13 protein-coding genes and 5 pseudogenes are annotated in these 20,638 nt (G+C 68.9%); 9 read left to right on the forward strand and 9 right to left on the reverse strand.

Annotation, left to right across the window (positions count from 1 at the left end; translation table 11 throughout):
• Positions 1 to 35 precede the first annotated feature (35 nt).
• From ACGFU7_RS32130 to ACGFU7_RS32145, 4 genes and pseudogenes are all read right to left on the reverse strand, one after another.
• The gene (locus ACGFU7_RS32130; protein WP_393700601.1) at positions 36 to 629 is read right to left on the reverse strand and encodes an ATP-dependent Clp protease proteolytic subunit; all 594 of its coding nucleotides are present in this window, start codon (positions 627 to 629) and stop codon (positions 36 to 38) included.
• A 1,592-nt stretch (positions 630 to 2,221) separates the two neighbouring features.
• Complete coding sequence (locus ACGFU7_RS32135; protein ID WP_393700490.1) at positions 2,222 to 3,592, reverse strand: serine/threonine-protein kinase; 1,371 nt, start codon at positions 3,590 to 3,592, stop codon at positions 2,222 to 2,224.
• 123 nt (positions 3,593 to 3,715) lie between these two features.
• Positions 3,716 to 4,486, reverse strand: a complete 771-nt coding sequence (locus tag ACGFU7_RS32140; protein ID WP_393700603.1) for a transposase family protein — start codon at positions 4,484 to 4,486, stop codon at positions 3,716 to 3,718.
• 930 nt (positions 4,487 to 5,416) lie between these two features.
• Positions 5,417 to 6,418: pseudogene (locus ACGFU7_RS32145) on the reverse strand (AIPR family protein); the annotation flags it as partial.
• Between the two features lie 236 nt (positions 6,419 to 6,654).
• Here ACGFU7_RS32145 and ACGFU7_RS32150 point away from each other — a divergent pair.
• The gene (locus ACGFU7_RS32150) at positions 6,655 to 6,831 is read left to right on the forward strand and encodes a hypothetical protein (RefSeq protein WP_393700492.1); all 177 of its coding nucleotides are present in this window, start codon (positions 6,655 to 6,657) and stop codon (positions 6,829 to 6,831) included.
• Positions 6,832 to 6,913: 82 nt separating this feature from the next.
• Here ACGFU7_RS32150 and ACGFU7_RS32155 read toward each other — a convergent pair.
• The 4 genes and pseudogenes from ACGFU7_RS32155 to ACGFU7_RS32170 form a co-directional block, all read right to left on the reverse strand.
• Positions 6,914 to 8,006 (reverse strand): annotated as a pseudogene (locus ACGFU7_RS32155) (WD40/YVTN/BNR-like repeat-containing protein).
• 149 nt (positions 8,007 to 8,155) lie between these two features.
• On the reverse strand, positions 8,156 to 9,424 hold the full coding sequence (locus tag ACGFU7_RS32160; protein ID WP_393700494.1) for a cytochrome P450: 1,269 nt from the start codon (positions 9,422 to 9,424) through the stop codon (positions 8,156 to 8,158).
• A 136-nt stretch (positions 9,425 to 9,560) separates the two neighbouring features.
• Entirely contained in the window at positions 9,561 to 10,085 is a 525-nt protein-coding gene (locus ACGFU7_RS32165) for a transposase (RefSeq protein WP_393700605.1), read from the reverse strand.
• A pseudogene (locus tag ACGFU7_RS32170) lies at positions 10,082 to 10,503 on the reverse strand (winged helix-turn-helix domain-containing protein). The gene ACGFU7_RS32165 and the pseudogene ACGFU7_RS32170 overlap by 4 nt, the downstream one beginning before the upstream one ends.
• 164 nt (positions 10,504 to 10,667) lie before the next feature.
• Here ACGFU7_RS32170 and ACGFU7_RS32175 point away from each other — a divergent pair.
• The 8 genes and pseudogenes from ACGFU7_RS32175 (at position 10,668) to ACGFU7_RS32210 (ending at position 16,981) form a co-directional block, all read left to right on the forward strand.
• Positions 10,668 to 10,922 carry a hypothetical protein gene (locus ACGFU7_RS32175; protein WP_393700496.1) on the forward strand — a complete coding sequence of 85 codons (255 nt, stop codon included), beginning with the start codon at positions 10,668 to 10,670 and terminating at the stop codon, positions 10,920 to 10,922.
• Positions 10,923 to 10,954: 32 nt separating this feature from the next.
• Positions 10,955 to 11,044, forward strand: a pseudogene (locus ACGFU7_RS32180) (CbrC family protein); the annotation flags it as partial.
• Between the two features lie 113 nt (positions 11,045 to 11,157).
• Positions 11,158 to 11,486 (forward strand): annotated as a pseudogene (locus tag ACGFU7_RS32185) (CbrC family protein).
• Between the two features lie 79 nt (positions 11,487 to 11,565).
• Entirely contained in the window at positions 11,566 to 12,309 is a 744-nt protein-coding gene (locus tag ACGFU7_RS32190; RefSeq protein WP_393700497.1) for a dienelactone hydrolase family protein, read from the forward strand.
• Positions 12,310 to 13,328: 1,019 nt separating this feature from the next.
• Positions 13,329 to 13,604, forward strand: a complete 276-nt coding sequence (locus ACGFU7_RS32195; protein ID WP_393700499.1) for a helix-turn-helix domain-containing protein — start codon at positions 13,329 to 13,331, stop codon at positions 13,602 to 13,604.
• Between the two features lie 1,341 nt (positions 13,605 to 14,945).
• Positions 14,946 to 15,938, forward strand: coding sequence for a dihydroxyacetone kinase subunit DhaK (dhaK, locus tag ACGFU7_RS32200; protein WP_393700501.1), 993 nt, complete (start codon positions 14,946 to 14,948; stop codon positions 15,936 to 15,938).
• A 21-nt stretch (positions 15,939 to 15,959) separates the two neighbouring features.
• Positions 15,960 to 16,574: a dihydroxyacetone kinase subunit DhaL gene (gene dhaL, locus ACGFU7_RS32205; protein WP_393700503.1), complete on the forward strand. Its 615-nt coding sequence runs from the start codon at positions 15,960 to 15,962 to the stop codon at positions 16,572 to 16,574.
• Positions 16,571 to 16,981 (forward strand): PTS-dependent dihydroxyacetone kinase phosphotransferase subunit DhaM, encoded by a 411-nt coding sequence (locus ACGFU7_RS32210; RefSeq protein ID WP_393700505.1) that lies wholly within the window; start codon positions 16,571 to 16,573, stop codon positions 16,979 to 16,981. Before dhaL ends, ACGFU7_RS32210 begins: the two co-directional genes overlap by 4 nt.
• Positions 16,982 to 17,096: 115 nt before the next feature.
• Here the strand turns inward: ACGFU7_RS32210 and ACGFU7_RS32215 are convergent, their stop codons facing one another.
• Positions 17,097 to 20,525 (reverse strand): phosphodiester glycosidase family protein, encoded by a 3,429-nt coding sequence (locus tag ACGFU7_RS32215; protein ID WP_393700606.1) that lies wholly within the window; start codon positions 20,523 to 20,525, stop codon positions 17,097 to 17,099.
• Between the last annotated feature and the right edge of the window lie 113 nt (positions 20,526 to 20,638).

A 20,638-nucleotide genomic window follows, 5' to 3' on the forward strand; every position in this document is an offset into this window, starting at 1 on the left:
AGGTGGATGGATGTGCTGGTCCGTGGGGCAGAGGACTAGCCGACAGCGCCAAGGCCCGGATGATCAGCGGTCATCACCTCGTCGATCAGGCCGTATTCCTTGGCCTCCTGGGCAGTGAACCAGCGATCCCGGTCAGAGTCACGGGTGATCGTCTCGGTGTCCTGGCCGGAGTGGTGCCCGATGAGCTCAGCCATTTCCCGCTTGGTGCGGACCAACTGGTCCACGTAGATCTTGATGTCCGAGGCCGAGCCGGCGAAACCGGCCGAGGGCTGGTGCATGAGGATCTTGGTGTGCGGCAATGCGAACCGCTTTCCCTTCGCACCGGCGGTGAGAAGGAACTGGCCCATGGAGGCACAGAATCCCATCGCAATGGTCACGACGTCATTCTTGATGTATTGCATGGTGTCGTAGACCGCCATGCCAGCGGTAACCGAGCCGCCCGGTGAGTGGATGTACAAGTAAATGTCACGGGTCGGATCCGTGGCGAGCATCAGCATCTGCGCGGTAACGCGGTTGGCGATGTCATCGTCAACTTCCTTGCCGAGGAAAATGATGCGGTCCTCGAGAAGACGGTTGTAAACCGCATCCACGCTGACCCCATCACCGGCACCGCCGCGGGCGTAAGGCATCATCTGGCCTGCTTCGAGAGGCAACTGCCGAGAGCTCATGCGATTCCACTCCTCTGTCGTTGCGTGTCCGCTAAAGGGCCTGGACCGAGTCCGTTCAGCTGCTATCCGACCAATTAGAGCCGGAAGCAGCACTCCACTCGCCCCCTCGCGCTTAACGAAGCTAACACGCACTCCGTCCCTATCCAGGGGGAGCTGAGAAGCCGTTCGCTCAGAGCGGAGGATGCGACTGAGCCCCAATGGCTGGAAACCAGGCAGAGTTCCGCCCCATGGGTGGCCGGGAAAGCGTCGGAACCGAGACGACGTCCGTAAAAAATGGTGCATAAGGAAATAATCGGCGCTTGAATCCGGCCAGGTGCAAAGCGGCTGCCCTGTCCTCCTGTGGACAGCGCAGACGATGCGGCGGAACCCCACGTCGAAGCACAGGAACGGAGTTGGCTTGTTCGCACAGGCACGTTGCCGGCGCACTCGCGCATGTGGCTCTGGTAAGCGAATTCTGTTGACAGATCTTTGTCGGTTTGGTGAAAGCGGGGTGATGGCCTTGCTTTGCTGGAAGGTGTACGGGGTGGCGCTTGTGAAGGTGAGCAGCGATGCCCAACTGCTTGAGCTGTACGCGCGGGTAGACCGCTTGGTCGGTAGCTGGCGACTGCCAATGCACTCCGAGGCGTGCGACAGGGTGGCCCTGCACCAGCAGGCGATCCGGCGCGGTGACCCGTCACCGACGCAGTAGTGTGCGAGTACCCTGGGCAACTGGACAGGACCACCCTGCGCGTGGGTTTCTGCTCCTGGCAAAGGAAGCACGTCATGAATTCTTCGCGGCAGGCACTTCGTCGGTGAGCCCTCCCGGCTCGCAGCCCCCGGCGCTTCGCTCCCACCGGCTGCGGTGAGGAGTGCGTTTTCGCGTTCGCGGCGGGTCAGTGGCAGTGGGCGGGCCCAGGTGAGCAGGGCCGGGGTGCGCAGGCCCTGACATTCCGTGGCGAGGCGGTCGGCGGCGGCCGTGGTGTTCGCGGAACCCGCACGGCGGGCTTGTGGGAAGGCGTCGGCGGCCTGGGCGTGGGCGACTGCTGCTGCGGCGGGGACGCCGTTTCGGCCAAGGCGGCGGCCGCGGACAGTGCTTCGCCGTCGCCCGCGCAGAGTGCCGCCGCGGGCCGGGCGGCACCGTGCCCGACCGGACTGTCCAGCTCGTCCGCCAGTTCCGCGAGCCGCTGTGCCGTGGCCCGGCTCGCGTCGCCGAGGCGGACCGCGCAGTGCAGCGCCCACAGCTCCGGATCGCGGACGGCGAATGCCGCACTGTGTACGGACTGGTCCGCGCACCCGTCTCCGCGGAGGACCGGGACGGCGCGTTCGTCTGCGCGGCGGAACTCTCCGCCGACAACCCCGCCCAGGACGATCCGGGCCTCGACCCCACGTCCATGCCTTCAACGCATACGGCGAGGAGATCTACAACCATCAGAACGACCCGCAGTTCTCCGACCAGCCGTAAGCGGGCCCTTCAACCGGCCTCGGTACTGCCCCGGCGATGCGTCGGGGCAGTACAGACGGGCCCGGCGACCGACCGTCGTTTCAGCCGGCCCGCATCTGACGGCGCAGCTGATTCAGTGCCGCGCGTACGCGGACCGTCTCCGGGGATTCCGTCCCCAGGGTGCGGAGCAGGTCGGGGTAGAGGGCAACCAGTACGTTGAACGCCTCCGACAGCCGGCCGGCCGGCCGAGTGCAGCCGCAGACCGTACCGACGACGGGTGGTCAGGACGAACATGTCGGTGGGCGAGAAGGCCTCGTCCGCCGCCTTCAGTACGGCTTCGAACGCTTCCAGCGCTTGCGCCATCTCGCCCAGCTTCATCAGGCAATAGGCGATCTGACCACGGGCTTTCAGCCCTCCCGTGCCGTTCTCCGCCCCTCGGGCGGCGAGCGGGGCCGCGCACTTGCGGTACAGCGGCAGCGCACGACCGTATTCCTCCTCCTCGAACAGGGCGTCCGCCTCCCGAAGACTGTCCGCGTCCACAGCCGGCGCCCCCTTGCCGGCCGAAGGCACGGCGAACCACGCGGGCTCCGGATGTACGAGAGGGCTGAGCCCGGACGGCTCCCCTCCCGCAACCCCTGTGCCGACCGACCGGTGCCCCCCTCGGGAAGAACGGGAGAAGACGCTCGAAGACCTCCTGAGCAGTCGCGGGCCGGTCCTCCGGGCGCTTGGCGAGCAGGTCCAGCACCAGACGGTCCAGCTCGGGACCGGCCTCCGGACGCAGCTCCCGCACGGGAACAGGAGGCTCGTGCACATGGTGGTAGAGGAGACCGGCCGCATTGTCCTGACTGAACGGTGTTCGCCCGGTGAGGAGTTCGTAGAGGATGCAGCCCAGTGCGTAGAGATCGCTCCGTGGGGTGACCTCGGCCTCCCGCGCCTGCTCAGGGGACATGTACCGGGGCGTGCCGACGGGAAAGCCCTCCGGGGTCAAGGGGTTGTGGTCGCCTTCGAGCAGCGCGGAGACACCGAAATCCAGCACCATCGCGAGACCGCTGTCCGCGGCCATGATGTTGGCGGGCTTCAGATCGCGGTGGACGAGCGGCACACTCCCGGTGTACGTCAGCACCGAGCACAGATGGGCCCCCAGGCAGGCCACCCACGGGATGGGCAGTCGGCCGAAGTCCCGGCAGATGTCGTTGAGCGGTGATCCGAACAGCCGCTGCATGACGATGTAGAGGCGCCCACCGCCCGCGGGATCGGTGACGATGTCGTAGATCTGCGGGATGCCCGAGTGGGCGAGCCGCGCCATGATCTGGGCCTCGCGGCGGAAACGGGCGACTCCGGCATCGGAGCGGGTGGAGCCCTCCCGGGGGTGAATGAGCTTGATGGCGACGTGCCGGCCCAGTTCGGGGTCGCGTCCCGCCCAGACCTGCCCCGTCCCTCCCCTGCCGATGAGTTCTCCGAGTTCGCAGCGACCCAAGCGACGGCGTACCCCCGGCACGCTCACTCGCCCGTGTCCTGGGGAACCTCGACATCCTGGGGGGATTCGAAGTCCCAGAGAGCTTCGGCTAAAGCGTGTTGCAGAAGGCTGCGGCTGGGCAGGCGAGGCCGGGTTGTGTGGCCTTGTGGATCATACGGCTAGGGCGTGGTTGTGGAGTGTGGCGACGGCTTGGACTGCGTAGTGGAGGCCATTGCCACGTTGCCGGCAGTCGCGGAGGATCTTGTAGTGTTTCATGCGGGCGAAGGCGTGTTCCACGCGGGCCCGCACTTTTCGGTGGGCCGCGTTGTCCGTTTCCTGGCCGGGCAGGAGGGGGCGGCCGGGTCGTTTGCGGTGCGGGATGACCAGCCCGGTGTTGGTGTAGGCGCCGTCGCCGAGCACGGTCACGCCGTGGCAGATGTCGGCGAGTCCTGAGTCCCGCCATGCTTTGGCGTCCGCGGTGTTGCCGGGGACGGGGCGGGCCGCCGCGATGACGAGTTTGGTGTCGGCGTCGATGATGACCTGCACGTTCGATGAGAAGCGGTAGTTGCGGGAGGAGGCGCCGACCTTCCGGTCCCGGACCGGGATCAGGGTGCCGTCCACAATCCACAACCGCTCCACGGCATCAGCCGGGCGGGTGGCCGGCTCGATCGCCAGGAGCGGCCGCAGCCGCTGGATGACCCGGCACACCGTGGCTGGAGAGCAGCCGAACAGCGGGGCGAGCTGCCGCATCGTGAGGTTGGTCCGGTAGTAGACGGCCACCAGCAGGACTCGGTCCGCCAGCGGCAGGCACCACGGCCGACCCCCGCCAGGCCCGTTCCCCCCTCGTTCACGCACGACCTTCAGCAGCCGGTCGAACTGCCGCATCCGCAGCCCAGTGAACGTTTCCACCCACAACGCCTCAGCCCGCAACACCCCACCCATACAAGAGAAATACCCGCCCCGCAGCCTTCTGCAACACGCTTTAGGTCGGAGAGACTGCCTTCGCCGGGGACCACCCAATAGCGAGGACCCTGGACAGCGCTCCATGCCTCGCGCCAGTCGGCACGCTGCCAGACTTGCCGGATCAGTCCGTTGATCGAGTACAGGCGCCGTCCGCTGCCCAACGCAGCGGCTGCCGGGCATCGTTGTTGCAGGTCGCGAGGTAGCGGAGAGGGTCCTCGTCGAGCCAGTGGCCGATGGCCGCTTCTTCCACTCCCCCCGGCTGGTACAACACCTGCGTTCCATCAGGGATCCGCCGGTGGTCAACGAGAAGCCGGGCGGATCCGGACCTCCTCCGTGGCTTCGGCGGGGACGCGACCACAAGCTGTGGGGTCCGCTCCACGTCGGCGAGGGCGTGCAGGGCCGCCTCTGCGAGTTGGCGGCACCGCCCGGTCTCCCGAAGGTCGTGGCGACGAAGGAGTTGCTGCCAAAGAGGTCGTCCACCAGCGGGATCAGAGCAGCCAGCACCGGGCGTACGAGCCCGGGCACCTCGTCCAGGAGCTGCTCCCAATCGGCATCGGGATCGTCGATCCCCTCGGCTCCGCGGAGCCGGAACACGAGATGGGTGACAGGCAGGGTTCCGCGCTCCGCGATGGCAGCCGAGCGCCCGTTCAGACGGGGTCTCAGTTCGTGGAGGGCTTCTCGGACGGCGCGGAGCAGGAGGACGGAGCGCCAGATCTGAAGCGCGCTCGGCTGCCGTCCGAACAGGCGGGTGTAGGGCCCCTCCGACGTCGCCTCCCACAGGCGCTCCGTCGACGCATTGGCCAAGGCGCTGAGGGGGCGTCGGGGTGGGCCGCAGGCGAGCGCCACGGCCGCCTCCTCCATCGAGCAGCCCGCGGTAGGAGTGGGGATCAACTCTCCCCGCCTGAACACGTACTCCTTGTCGAGGCTGGTCCGAAAGTCGTCCCGGATACTTCCCTGCACTTCGTCGAGTGCGACGAAGTCCCGCGACCCGGTGTGGTGTTGGGTATTTGTCGCGACACCGACGGACCGGGCGAATCCCTCGGGCGCGTTCGCCAGGGAGATGAACCTGACCGGGACACCGGCCCGCACGACGTTCTCGGGATGCTTCTGGTGTGCGTAGTAGACGGAGGCGATGGTCTGGGCGCCGTTGACGACCGTGGCTCCTGTGAGCCGCAGTCGTACGGGAGCGCCTTCGACGGGGCGGGAGAAGAATTCGGTCTCGATGGCGTCACACAGCACTGTGATGCCGTTGTTGAAGTACGAGAAGTTCTCGGGGGCGGTCCGCAGCGTTTCCACGATCCCGAGGTTGGGCGGGGTCATGCCGAGGGGGTTCCGGATGTTCCGGTCGAACAGGCGGACCCCGTGCTCCTCGTACCAGAGCGCGACCTCGCCGGCGTCGAGCAGCCCGTAGACCGTCCGCTGGGGGAAGTCCCGCGCGAACCAGCTGCCGATCAGGGTGGCGACGAGTTCGATGCTCCGGGGCAGGGAACTTCGGTGGGCGGCGGCGTGGAAATCGGGGAGCGCCAGGACGTGACACTCGACCTCGGAGCCGAAGTCCGCGGCGGCCTGCTCGATCAGCCGGCGGGCCTGTTCCTTCGTCGCCTGTTCGCCCATGACGGCCACGACCAGGTGCACACGGCACTCCGGTGATTCGAGGATGTCCCGGACACGGGCGGCGTGCCGCTGCACCCGGTTGTTGAACCGGTCGAAGTCGCGGTTGTCCAGCTGCCGAAGACCGTGCAGCACCCCGAAGCTCGCGGTGCCCTTGCCACTCCACTTGGCCTGGACGAGCCACAGGCCGGGTGCCGACGAGGAGTACCCGATGGCATCGATCCCCTGGTCGTCCCGGCCGTCGGTGACCGATGCCGCGGCCTCGTCCGGCGAGCAACCGGTAAGCAGTTGGAGCGACATGGCGGCCAACGCGCGGGAGGCGAAGACCAGTTCGGACTCGAAGGCCGACCGCTGCAGCGTGTCCCCGAGGTCGATGAGCCCGGCGTACTCACGGGTGAGGAAGTCCCGGGACAACCTCGGCGGCTTGACCGCGTGTCCCCGCGTTTTCGCCCGGCGGTGGTCAGCGGCCCTCCCGTCGTGTCACAGGCCCGCGGCGCGATGCGTGGGGTTGCCGTCGAGAACGGTCAACAGCACCGGTGCGTCGGCCAGTTCGGTGGCGGCAGGGTGAGCGGATCGGCGGCGAGGACCGCGAGGTCGGCGCGGTGTCCGACGGCGATCCGTCCTGCCTCGTCCTTATCGCCCGCCGCGTACGCTCCGTTTCCCCCGGCTCCGTCAGCCCCCGCCACACCCGCTCCGGCGCGGCCTTGATGTAGGTGACCTAGGAGAAGTCGTCGCACATACCTCCCATCCTGCGCCCCGCACCCGGATCCCGCTCGCCGGGCCTCCCTATCCGACCTATCCGATCCGCACCGCCCGTACGCACAGCACGTCCGGCAGGTGGCGGGCGATCTCCGTCCACGTGTCGCCGTCGTCCGCGCTGGCGTAGATCTCGCCGTTGCGGGTGCCGAAGTAGATCCCCGCCGGGTCGCCGTCGTCCGTGCACAGCGCGTCCCGCAGCACCGGGCCGAAGTGCGCGTCGTCGGGCAGGCCGCGGGTGAGCGGCTGCCAGCTGGCGCCCGCGTCCCGCGTGCGGTAGACGCGGCATCGGCGCTCTGCGGGGACGCGGTCGGTGTCCGCGTTGAGCGGGAAGACGTACGCCACCGAGCCGCGCCGGGGGTGCGCGGCGACCGGGAAGCCGAAGGTGGACGGCAGCCCGGCGCCGATGTCCTGCCAGCTCCCGCCGCCGTCGTCGCTCCGGTAGACCCCCAGTGGTTCTGGAGAGAGAAGCGCTCCGGATCGTCCGCGTCCCGCGCGATCTTGTGCACGCACTGCCCGTACTCCGGATACGACTCCGGCAGGAAGCGCGCTTCAATGCCCTCGTTGGACGCCTGCCAGCTGGCGCCCGCGTCGTGCGTGCAGTACGTGCCGCCCGCCGAGATGGCGACGGTCAGCGCGCTCGCGTCCTCCTTCTCGCGGGCGGGCAGGATGGTGTGCAGTCCGAGCCCGCCGCCGCCCGTCACCCACCGGGGGCGGTGCGGGTGGTCCCACAGGCCGCGTACGAGCTCGAAGGTCTCGCCCCCGTCCGCGGAACGGAACAGCGCGGCGGGCTCCGCCCCCGCATACACCACCTCGGGCCCCTCGGCGGGCGCCGGGATCAGCTGCCACACCCGCTCGAGCGAGGCCCCGGTCCCCTCCGGGAAGCGCACGGCGGGCCGCTCGGGCTCCTGCCAGCTGGCGCCGAGGTCGTCGGAGTGGAAGACGCTGGGCCGCAGTGCGCGCTGTCCCCGGAGACGAGCAGCCGGGGCCCGCCCGGGTGCCGCGCGTGGATGGCCTCGGCGTACACGGCCTGGTCGGGGAAGTGCGGCTCCTCGAACTCCCATGCCCCGTCGCGCCGGTGGGCGAGGAAGAGCCCCTTCCTGGTGCTCGCCAGCAGCAGGGTCGCGGTCATGACGATCGCCTCACTCCTGTCCGGTGCGTGACGCCTCTGTCGCAGCACTGCGGACAGTGTGGACCCCGCCACTGACAGTCCCCGCTGACCTGCGCGAACGGCGTGCCGCGACCGCTCACCCGCCCGTCAGCCCGCCCGCGGCGGGCGTATCACCACCGCACCGGCAGGCTCCGCCTCCCCCGGATCAGCATCCCCGGGAGCCACTCCCCCGGCTCCCCGTCCGCCGTCAGATCCGGGCAGCGCTCCAGCAGCGCGCGCAGCGCCACCTCGCCCTCGAGGCGGGCGAGGGGGGCGCCCAGGCAGAAGTGGATCCCGTGTCCGAAGGAGAGATGGCCCCGGGCCTCCTCGCGCCGTACGTCGAAGCGTTCCGGATCGGGGAAGCGCGCCGGGTCACGGTCCGCGCCGGCCATGGCGATCAGCACGATGGCACCGCGCGGCACCCGTACGCCGCCGATCTCGGTCTCCTCCAGGGCGATGCGCGGCGTGGTGGTCGCCACCGGCCCGTCGTAGCGCAGCGTCTCCTCCACCAGCCCCGCCGCCAGCCCCGCCGGATCGGCCCGTACGGCCGCCAGCTGCTCGGGGTGCGCGAGGAGCGCGCGCACCGCGTTGCCGATCGTGTTGACCGTCGTCTCGTGCCCGGCGACGAGCAGCAGGAAGGCCAACGAGACCAGCTCGTCCTCGGTGAGCTGGTCGCCGCCCTCGTCGACCGTGTGGACGAGGGCGCTGAGCAGGTCCTCCCCGGGGCTCTCGCGCTTGGCGGCGATGAGCCCTGTGAGATACGGCATGACCTGCTCGTACGCCTCCTTCTCCGCCTCGGGGCTGGTGGGCGCGAGGGTCTCGTTGGACCAGGCGTGGAAGGAGGCGCGGTCCAGGCCGGGGACGCCGAGCAGTTCGGAGATGACGATCATGGGGAGCGGGGAGGCAAACGCCTCGATGAGGTCGGTGCGGCGCGCTCCGTCCGCCGTCATGCGGTCCAGCAGCTCGTCGGTGATCTCCTGGATGCGCCCCCGCATCCCCTCGACCCGCCGGGCCGTGAACTCCCGCGCCACCAGCTTCCGCAGCCGGGTGTGGTGGGGCGGGTCGCTCATCAGCATGTTGGCGTTGCCGAGCATGTTAAGGGCGTACGGCGGGCTCCAGCCGGGCTGCCGCCACTCGCGCTGCCAGTCCCGGCTGAGCAGCGGGGAGGTGAAGGCTTCGCGCGCGGCCTCGTACCCGACCACGAGCCACACCCGGCCCCTATCGGGCCCCACTACCTGGTGCACCGGACCGCGCTCGCGCAGCCGCGCGAAGGCGGTGTACGGGTCGGCGTCGAAGTCGGGGCTGAGCGAGGCGAGCACCTCGATCCCGCCGAGGCTGTCGGGCCAGTCGGTTCTGTCGGGTATCGCGGGATCGGCGGCGGCTTTCTCGGTCTCGGTCACGACGGAATTCCCTTCCCTCAGGCCCGGGTTACCGGCCCCCGCCGACCACTCCGAGCACGGCCGTCACTTTAATCCCGCTACCCCACCCGCACAACTACCCGCTCCCCTTGCTACTGACCTTGAATGCGTGCGCTCGTCACGGTGAATCGAGGAGTCTGGTGCCGGTGAGGCAGCCGTCGAGGACGTCATGTCGGTAGTGGAGTTGGCGGAGGCTGTGCCGGATCGCGGTGATCAGGTCGGATGGGGTCTTGAAGGCCCGGTTGGCAGTGGTGGTGCGGCGCAGGACGGACCAGATGCCTTCGACCGGGTTGAGGTCGGGTGCGTAGGGCGGTAGCTGGTAGACGGTGAGCCAGTCCCGGTCGGCGATGTAGCGGCGCATTCCGGCGGCGAGATGGGTGTTGAGGTTGTCCCAGACCAGCACGATCGGCCCGCCGAGCTGGTGGTGGGCGTCCTGGAGCGGGTCTCGGTAGTCCTGCCAGGAGAAGCTCTTGCGTCCGTCGGGCCGGGCGTCCGGGCAGGGCCGGTAGATCAGGCGTGAGTGTTGTCCGGACTTGGAGCAGGACAGGGCCGCGACCGAGAGACGGCGGCGGGAGCGGCCCCGGACGCGGACCACGGGGGTGCGTCTGCGGCGGGACCAGGTGCGGGTGGTAGGCGGCGTCATCGAGAATCCGTCCTCGTCCTCGAAGACGAGCCAGGCTCCGAGCGCCGCCACCGTCCTCCCACCTGGGGCCAGGTCTCCTTCATCCAGCCGGCCACCGCTTCCTCGTCCCGTTCCACCGCGCGACGAGCTGGGATCTGGCAGCTCCAGCCGTGCCGCTTGAGCAGCATCGCCACTCCCTGCACGGTGAAGCTCGGCGCCCGATCAACCTCTTGATCCGTGACAGCGTCCAGGTCTGGTCCGGCCAGCCGTGTGCCATCGGCCCCTTGGACAGCTCGATCTCCAGCACGACGAACAGCTCATCGCTCAGCAGCGGAAGCGACGCCGGTCCCTTCGAGGCCAGCGACCTGGGCCCGCCCTGGGACCAGGCCCGGCGCCACCGCTGGACCGAGCGCACACTGACCCGCAGGTCATGGGCGATGACCGCGTTTTCCTCGCCCCGGCCCTACCCTATGGCCGCCTCCATCCGCAACTTCTCCCGGAAGACGCACCGTTCATCGGTCAGCCCGCCGCCCTGCGCATACCTCATGAACCGGCATAGCGCAGGGATCACGACTCGTCAGCCCTGCCGACACCACGCTTTGAATGTCGGTAGAAGAGGCTCGGGAAAATCTGGATCGGTTGCGGATCGCTCGGGAGATGGTGTCCGAGGTGATGGCTGAGGTGTCGGCGAACGCAATTGCCGCAGTGGATGCGGAGCCGGAAGCCGTCGGGCCGGACGAGACCAAGGAGTCATCTGCGTACGCCGGAGCCGAGCGGCAGAAAGTGGGGGTGCTGGCGGTAGCCCCACTGGCGACCAGGGATGGACCCGACCAGCGGGGATTCATCCCAACTGCTTGATCGCGAGGCTGTTTTACGAACAGACTGCACCGGTGAGCTCAAATCTTTCTACCTTCCGCTACCACCCCGATCCGCTCGCCAGCGGGTCCATCCGTGAAAGCGCCGAGACCTGCGCATGCTGCAATCGCGCCACGGTGGATTTACACCGCGACCTTCTACACCGCCCAAGAGGTCAACGGACGCTTCCGCCCCTCATACCGACGGCAGCTCGGCCGAACGGTTCACGGGGGAGTTCATGGACTCCTATGGACTCGCTGGCGTCAGCAAGGAGATCCTGCACAGGGTCACCCGCCGCACTCCCGGCTTCCACGCCTGGCAGGACCCCCCTGGCTCGCCCACTGCCACGACGTGGCCGCCTTCATCGGCGAGGTCAGCTACAGCGAGCTGGCAGCCCATCCCGAGGCCCTCAACCAACTGAGGCAAGACCTGCGCATCGACGGCCGGCACGACGCCGCCCAACTCGAGCAGTTCCTCGCCCACCTGAAGGTGCCACCGCGGTGCTGTTCCGCTGCACCGACTGCGACACCCATCTCACCTACGCCGACGCCTCATAACGACCACTGAGCTCGGCGGCTCGCGAGATCGAATTGATCATCCCTTCAAAAGAACCGCACCCAACGCACTTAGCATCGGGAGAAGCTCCATGTCTGCTGTTGAAGCCATTGACCTGAGCAGCCTGAGTGCCCCGGCCGGGGGCTCGCAGAGGCTGAAGGGGCATCTCATCCGACCGGAAGGCCCAGGACCCTGGCCGGGCGTGGTCATTGCACACGAGGTACTCGGCGTTGACGACGTCATGCTCCGCCAAGCCGAGCGCCTGGCCGGCGCCGGGTACCTCACGCTGATGCCCGACCTGTTCACCGAGGGCGGCGCACGGCGCTGCCTGATCCCTACGATCCGCGCGGCCATGTCCGGGACCGGGCGTGCTTACCAGGACCTGGAGGCTGCCCGCTCCCATCTGCTGGCCCAGAGTGACTGCACCGGCGCGGTCGGCATCATCGGCTTCTGTATGGGAGGCGCGTTCGCTTTGATGACGGCCGGACGCGGTGGCTACGACGCGGCGTCCGCCAACTACGGACAGCTTCCCAAGGACCTGGATGTCCTCGCCGACGCCTGCCCCGTCGTCGCCAGCTTCGGCGGGAAGGACCGCACCCTGAAGGGGGCGGCCGGCAAGCTGAGCGCGGCCCTCGAACATCATGGAGTCGTGCACGACGTCAAGGAGTACCCGCAAGCAGGCCACGCCTTTCTCAACGACGCCGAGGCCGGCCCCAGGCCGCTGCGCCCCCTGTTCCGCGTCATGAACATCCGTCCGGATCCGGACGCTTCGGCGGACGCCTGGCAGCGCATCGAGACCTTTTTTGCCACTCACCTTCACGCTCCCCGCACCTGAGTAAGCCGAGTCGTGAGCGTTCTTGGCTCTAACGGTTTGAGTTGGGGTCTGGCACAAATTTCGGGCTCTGTCGCGGATGTGGGGGTGTACCCGATCGCGGACGGGTGGGCATCACCTGTTGTGTGCTGGATGCGGTGAGCGCCGTTGACGTCTCGAAGAAGCGCCCGGTCGAGTGAAGCGTCGGCCCCGAAGCCCGAGACGCCGCGTTGGCCCTCCAGCCTGATGCCCTTGTCTCGCAGAATGAGCCGAAGTGCCGGATCACGAGTTCCTTCTCGGAGTCCCGATAGGTGCAGGTCGGATCGGCTTTGGGTGCCGTTCCTTTGGAGTGAAGCTCAAGGCCAGTGTCCTGCGACCGTAAAGGTTGCCTGTCGACCACACTCGGTGGCGGTTCGGCCTGGCTCTGCAGCAATCCCCTCAGCCGCAACCCCAACGATCACGCTAGTCACGCTGCGACCATCCACCTGACGGCCCATCAGCATATGCGTCAAACGAGCGTCACCATTCGCGACAGAACATCACTTCGGCAAGGCGGTATCGCGTGTAACGACCACACCGCCCAAAAGCCACATCTCTCGAACTAGCAGGCCAGGCACCCTCTGCGGGCCGTTCAAGGCCTGCGAGGCGCTCCACGTGGTGCACTTTGGAAAACAGATCGGCCAGCCCAGCCGAAACCTACGAAATCCTGAAGAAACACCAGGTCAGACACCCTTTGCAGCCGGTTCAAGAATCGCCACACACTCAACGTGCGAAGTCATCGCGAACAGGTCAAAGACATCCACACGGAAGCTCCCCCGGCCAACGACGGCGCCGCATCTCTGGCGATTCGAAGCGGAGCAATATAGCCCGGCATCGCCGGTTAGCCAAACCGGCGATCCCCCGCATCATGGATGGTCCACCGCCACCATGTGCCCCTACTCGAAGGGTATTTCCGGACGGCCGTCCAGTGCACCGATCCGCCATGGCCTTAGAGCACACGCCCGGCCGATCAGCACCGCCTTGCAATCACCTGGAGAACTCGAATGCACAGACAGAACGACGAGCCGCAGGGTGCCCAGTACAGCCCCATACGCGTCCGCGCCACCTGGGACGGAACGGGGAGCGTGGAGGAGGCTTCCAAGGTGCTGGGGTTCTCGCGGGCGAAGGGCTACGACCTGGTTCGTCGGGGGGAGTTCCCGTGCCGCGTGCTGCGCATCGGCCGTACCACACGTGTCGTAACCGCGTCCCTGCTCCGCGTGCTCGAAAGCGGAGAGCCGGAGTACAACGGCGCCCGCCCGGCACCCTCGGCGCCGGCGTAGTCCACCTGGCACAGAAGCCTCGCCGGCATCCCGGCGGGGCTTCCTTTTCTCTCGCGCTCTCACACAGCTCTCACCAACTGTGCGCACTCCCTCGGACAAAGACGCCCTGACCTTGACATTAAGCACCGCTCATGGACGGGCTGGACGCCTTTGGACGGTCGTTACGACCTGTGCCAGGTGGGACCGTCACGGCCCAGGGCGGGCAGCCGTCTCGCTATCAGTGGCCGGACGCAGCGCCTTCGAAGGGACGGGTACGCACAGGGCGGAGATCTTGGAGCCGAGATCACCCCTGGGATGCCGGCTGGGCGCCCGCTACAGTCACTCAGCGTGCCTGCGACAGCGCCAAGTTCGTCTCCCGCCGCCCGTCACAGCGGCCCTCCCTGGGGAGAATCTGGGGAGGATCAGCGCTGCTGGGGAGCGTCTGGGGAGAATCGACTACATAAGACGGCACGCCCCTGAAAGACCCTGAAAGATTCATCTGCGCTGGTCAGAGGCGACTGAAGCTGCATCACTCCAGGTCAGCGCGACGTGGTAGACAACTTCATGACGAAGTCCACCGGTTCGGACCCGGTTGCCGTTGAGACTACTCACGCCGACCCCTGACTCGGGCACGCAACCTCGATGCACCCATCAACCGCTTCAGCTCCCGTCGATCAGGGCGGCACAGGCGTCCCCCACGGCGACAGCCGTATTCACCGCCGAATCCGCCCCGGCCACCTCTCGCCGAACGCCTTGGCGCTTCGATGATCGCGCTGCGCGGCGTCCACCCGGGCTGGCTCGCAACCGACACCGAATCTCATTTCGCCCAGGATCCGGGCCATACCCGGACCAGGCCGGGCTCGAAGACCACCGAGGAACGCTTTTTCGCTGGTCACCAGCAGTGCGGAACGCGTACCACCAGCAGACGAAGAATCTGCCGGGATGGCACCACGGCCGGTCCGCACAGCGAACGCCGCTTCGCAATCCCTCCCGCCGCAAGCAAGGGGCTGGAATGTCCCCATACACCACGTGCTGACAAGGCCCGGTGTACGCATGGACACCGACGTCCGGCCACAACCGAACGCATCCTGATTCGGACCTGGGCGCGCCCATGACGTTGTCGCACGTGCCCTTCGCTGCCGCAAGGCCGATACTGCCGACAGGAGCAGGTCAGCCGAGACCCGCCCGACCATCCAGCTAACCTGACGGCCCGTCACCAAAGTCAGCATTAAGTCAGCATCAGTACCGCCAGAACCCGCTCACGACCGCCACGGACAGCCAAGATCACGATCTACCCATACTCACTCTGAACAGCGAAAACGCAGGACAACAACCCACCTGCTACCTGCCTAGGAGATACCCATGAGGATGCTCATCAACGTCCCCGAAACCGTTGTCGCGGACGCGCTGCGCGGTTTGGCTGCCGCTCACCCGGAGCTGACCGTGGATGTCGAGAATCGCGTCGTCGTGCGGCGTGACGCGCCCGTGGCCGGGAAGGTGGCGCTCGTCTCCGGGGGCGGGTCAGGGCACGAGCCGTTGCATGCGGGGTTCGTCGGCCCCGGGATGCTGTCCGGGGCCTGCCCAGGAGAGGTGTTCACCTCTCCCGTACCGGATCAGATGGTGCGGGCCGCCGTCGCGGTCGACAGTGGGGCCGGAGTGTTGTTCGTCGTCAAGAACTACACCGGTGACGTGCTGAATTTCGAGATGGCCGCCGAGCTCGCGGAGGACGAGGGCGTGCAGGTCACCCAGGTGCTCGTCAATGACGACGTGGCGGTGAGCGACAGTCTGTTCACGGCGGGGCGGCGGGGCACGGGCGCGACCCTGTTCGTCGAGAAGATCGCCGGGGCGGCGGCCGATGAAGGTGCGCCGCTGGAGCGAGTGGAGGCCATTGCCCGGCGGGTGAACGAGGCATCGCGGAGTTTCGGTGTGGCGCTCAGCTCCGTCACCACGCCCGCCAAGGGGTCTCCCACCTTCGATCTGCCGCCGGGCGAGCTGGAGCTGGGGATCGGGATTCATGGCGAGCCGGGGCGGGAGCGGCGTCCGATGATGACGTCGCGGGAGATCGCGGACTTCGCGGTGGACGCGGTCCTGGATGACCTGCGGCCGCGCGGACCCGTGATCGTGCTGGTCAACGGGATGGGTGCGACGCCGCTGCTGGAGCTGTACGGGTTCAATGCCGAGGTGCAGCGGGTGCTGTCCGAGCGGGGTGTAGTGGCGGCTCGTACGCTCGTGGGGAACTATGTGACCTCGCTCGACATGGCGGGCTGCTCGGTGACGCTCTGCCAGGTGGACGAGGAGCTGCTGCGCCTCTGGGACGCGCCGGTGGAGACGCCTGCGCTGCGCTGGGGCCGTTGACCCGCCCGACAAGGAGATCATGTGCTCGACGCCGACTTCTTCCACCGCTGGATGACCGCGGCCGCGGCTTCCGTGGACCGCGAGGCGAACCACCTCACCGAGCTCGACTCGGCAATCGGGGACGCCGATCACGGCAGCAATCTGCAGCGCGGATTCACCGCGGTGAGGGCTGCCCTGGCCAAGGAGCCGCCGCAGACTCCGGGGGCTGTGCTGATGCTCGCCGGGCGGCAGTTGATCGCGACGGTCGGCGGGGCTTCGGGCCCGTTGTACGGGACGCTGTTGCGGCGTACCGGTAAGGCTCTGGGCGACGCGCCCCGGGTGGCGCGGCAGCAGTTGGCGGAGGCTCTCGGGGTGGGCGTCGCTGCCGTGGCCCAGATGGGCGGGGCGCAGGCCGGGGACAAGACGATGCTCGATGCGCTGCTGCCGGCCGCCGAGGCGCTCGGCACGTCGTTCGGGGCGGCCCGGGAGGCGGCGGAGGCGGGGGCGCTGGCGACGGTGCCGCTGCAGGCCCGCAAGGGCAGGGCGAGTTATCTGGGTGAGCGCAGCATCGGCCATCAGGATCCGGGGGCGACGTCCTCCGCCCTGCTGATCGCCGCACTGGCCGAGACCGATGGTGCGAGTGGCGGTGACGCGTGAGCGGCGGGCAACAGGTCGGGATCGTGCTGGTCTCGCACAGCGGCCCGGTGGCCGAGTCCGTCGCCGAGCTGGCCAGGGGTCTCGCGGCCGGCGGTGCGACGGCTCCGGTGGCCGCCGCCGGTGGCACCGCGGCGGGTGGTCTCGGGACGAGTGCGCAGCTGATCGCCGAGGCGGCCAGGTCGGTGGACGGCGGTGCGGGGGTGGCGTTGCTGGTCGATCTGGGCAGCGCGGTGCTCACGGTCAAGACGATGCTGGCCGAGGGGGACGAACTGCCGGACGGCTCGCGGCTGGTGGACGCGCCGTTCCTGGAGGGTGCGGTGGCTGCCGTGGTCACCGCGTCGGCGGGCGGCGATATCGCGGCGGTGGAGACTGCGGCGTCGGAGGCGCACGAGTACCGCAAGGTGTAGGCGGACAGGCTCCGCGGTCATGAGGCCGCCCCGCACGGGCGTCCATGGGTCCATGGGTGGTGCGGGGCGGCCCGGGGCCTGTCCGGCCGTGACAGCCGGACAGGCCAGTGGTCCGTCAGGCCGCCGACGCGGCCCCGGCTGCCCCGATCCTGATCTGCACCTTCTGTGTCGTGCCGTTGACCGTGACGGCGAGCGTGATCGTGCCCGGTCGGAGCGCGGTGAGGGTGCCGGTGGACGGGTCGAAGACCGCCGTGTGGCGATGACGGGCGTCGTCCCGGTCGCCGATGTGGACGTTCGGAGATCCGGTCCAGTCCGCGGCCAGCGGGAAGCCGACCGGGACACTGCGGGCGCCCTGGGTGACAGTCGCCGTGACCTTCGTACGGCTTCCGGTGCCGAGCACCGGGGGTGCGTCGATTTCCAGCGCGTCGACATGCGCACGGGTCTGTACGGAGACCCAGTCGGGGCCGCCCTGCCACGGCCGCTGCCGTGCTGCGGCCTGTTCACCGGAGGTGATGTGGTCGGCGCCGACCAGCGACCAGCCGGTGAAGCCGCCCTCATCCGCCGGTCCGGCCGGTGCCTTGCCGGAATTGCCGTTGATCAGATAGGGCACTCCGTCGACGTGCGAGGCATGGAAGACCCCGACATGGCTGCCGATGAAGGCCGCGCCCTTGCCCGTCGTACGGCGGAAGTCGGCGAGCCACTGTTCGACGAGGGCCGCCTCCTTGCGGTCCCCGAGCTGGCTGCCCTTCTGTACGGTCGGGTCGCGCGGCGGCACGTGCTCGATCAGCATGACCGAGTCCACGGTCCGGTCCTTCGCCGCTGCGTCCAGCTGGGCGCGGAGCTGCTTGATCTGGGCGAAGCCTCCGCCGCGCAGACTCAGGCTGGATGTGTCGAGCGTGACGAAGCGGGTGCCCTTGTGGTCGAACGTCCGCTGGGCTGGGCCGAATTCGGTGACGAAATTGTCGATCCTGCCGCCCATCACCTCGTGGTTGCCCGGTACGTAGTACCAGGGCAGCGAGTCGCCGATTTCCTCGGTGAGGATCCGGTGGGCGAAGGCCAGGTCGGCGGGCGACCCCTCGTCGACGAGGTCACCGTTGATCACGAGGAAGTCCGGGCCGGCCGCCTTGATCTCGCGCAGGGTGCGCCGTGCCTGGGTGACGATCGCACTGTCCGGGTCACGGGCGACGAACTGGGCGTCGGACATCACCGCGAACTGCCAGTCCCTGCGCTCGGTCACGGCCGCCGGGTCGATCAACGGGTCGGCGGGAGCGGCCTGTTCGGGAAGGTCGACGGTGGGCGGCACCTGGGCGGTGAGCTCGTCGATGACGACCTCGCCCGTGTACTGCCTGGCGGCCGCGGTCTCCGCGAGGTAGAAGCGCGACACGGAGAGCGGCGCGGCAGCACCCGGCGGTACGGCGAAAGTGACCTGCCGCCAGCCGGTCCAGGTGACGTACGGTCCGCGCAACAGCTGGTCGGAGCCTGCGGCGTCCTTGAGGTGCAGGGTCGGCCAGGCGCCGTTGCCGTCGCCCTTGATCCACAGCTTGAACGACTGGGGCTGGCCGGGCACGGTGACAGGCTGGGGCGGGGCTGCGTAGGCGGCGCGGGTGGCGGTGGACTGGGTGAAGTCGTAGGTGAGCTTCAGTCCGGTGCCGGTGTGGCCGTCGGGCGTGGCAGCGAGCGAACCGCTCGCCCGGGCCTGGCTGAATTTCCAGGACCCTGCGTCGCCGAAGGAGGAGACGGCCTGCTCGGTGAGGCCGACGCTGACGGCGAGGACGGCGGTGGTGCCGGCCACGGTTGCCTTGATCTGTCCGGCGCCGGCGCCGGTGCGTGAGGTGACGGTGAAGGAGCCCTGGCCGTCGTCGCGGATGTCGAAGAGTGCGTGGTCGTAGTCGAGGGCGATGTCGCGCGGTTCGACGGGGGCGCTGGTGCCGTGGGCGTCGAGTCCGACGATGCCGAACCTGCCGGTGGCCTCGGCATCGGCGAGGCCCACCCGCTGGGCGGTCGCCTCGATCCGGGCGAGCTTGTCGAGGACGGTCAGGGATGTGCTGCCGTGCGCTGATCCGTGTTCGGCGCGTATGTCGGTGGTGCCGCTGCGGCGTGCGGTGAAGAGCCCGTGGCCGTCGACCGTACCGACGGCGCCTCGCACCGTACGCCAGTGCGCGTTGCCGTCGGCGGGGCCGTACGTCTCGTCGTATCCGCTCGCGGTGAGCTGTCGGGTGAGTCCGGGGAAGACACGGTCGGGGTGGCCGCCCTTGACGGGGTCCACGCCCGGTGCGGAACCGGCGGGCGTACGGGGCTGGACCCAGAAGCCCCCCAGCCGTCCGCTGCCGTCGGGGGCGGTGAGGGCGAGGCCGTTGGGGACGGTGCGTTCGCTGCCGTCGGACGGGCTGTTCTCCACCCGGAGCGCGTCGCTGCCGGGCTCGCGCGCGACGAGGGTCGACGATCCGCCGCCGTCCAGGTTGAGTGCGCTGTACGAGCCGGCGCGCCGCATCATCAGACCGAGTTCGGTGAGGGTGACGCCGCCGCTGTCTGCCTGCCGCCCGTCGACGGTGAGGATCTGCATGGCCCGGCCGTCCTTGGAGAACCCGACGGCGGTGCGGGGCGCTGCGGTGTTGTTGCCCTCGCCGTCGTGGTTCTGCGCGGCTCCGTCGACGACGAGGAGTTCGCGGCCGCCGACCGCGGTGCGCGGCACGGCTCCGCTGTCGGTGCGTGCCCGGTAGGTCAGGGACACCGGGTCGCCGGGCTTCAGGGCGTCGAGTGCGGCGGCTCCGGCCTCACGGCCGACCAGGACGGTGGTGTCGTCGGGGACGGTCCCCGATCCGGGGGTGTCCGAGACGGAGACGACCTTGCCGTCCCGTACGACCGCTTCGGCGACCGGGGTCGCGTTGTCCACGGTCAGGGCACGGTCGGCGGTTCCCCACGCGGAGGTGTACGCGCCCACTCCCCCGGCCGGCACATTGGCGGCGTTGTACGCCGCGAGCGGCTGCTGCCCGGCGGGCAGGGTGAGCGTCCCCTCGAAGTACAGGTTCAGGATGCGGCCGGCGCTGTCGGGGCCGATGCCGACAGCCCGGTTGATTCCCGGGGCGGGCGACTGGACGGTGGCCCCGTCCTTCACGCCGATCCCCTCCGGCGCACCGGTCTGGTTGATGTCGAAGAAGTCGGCGTTGATCGCGGCGACGGTGCGGCGGCCGCGGCCCGCGTCGTGTCCGGCGGCGAGTTCGGAGACCGTGCGCCGGTCGGAGACCTTGCCGGAGGAGAGGTAGTCGGCGCGTACGCCGGTGCCGGTGAGGTCGACGGAGAGGGAGTCGACCCGCAGCCACTTGTCGGATTCGAGCCGGTCGTACGAGTCGATACGGACGCCCGGGGCGATCGGGCGCGACGTACGTGCAGTCTCGATGCCGTCGCCGTCCGCGACGGATCCGGATCGCCCCGCCGGGTTGCTCGCGGGTGGTGGGGCGACCGGTCTGAGGACTTCGGCGGAGGTACGGGGACGGGGGTCGGGGGTCGAATCGGCGAGGGCGGGAGAGATCGCCCCGGCCGTCATCGCGGACACCGTCGCGAGCAGCACGAGCGGTCGCGCGACCGTCCCGTACCGTCGCGCTGCCCTCCCCCGCGGTCCGGTCGTCTTGCCGACTATGCCAAGGACCACAAATCCTC

Source organism: Streptomyces sp. NPDC048473, assembly GCF_043200155.1.
Lineage (GTDB): Bacteria > Actinomycetota > Actinomycetes > Streptomycetales > Streptomycetaceae > Streptomyces.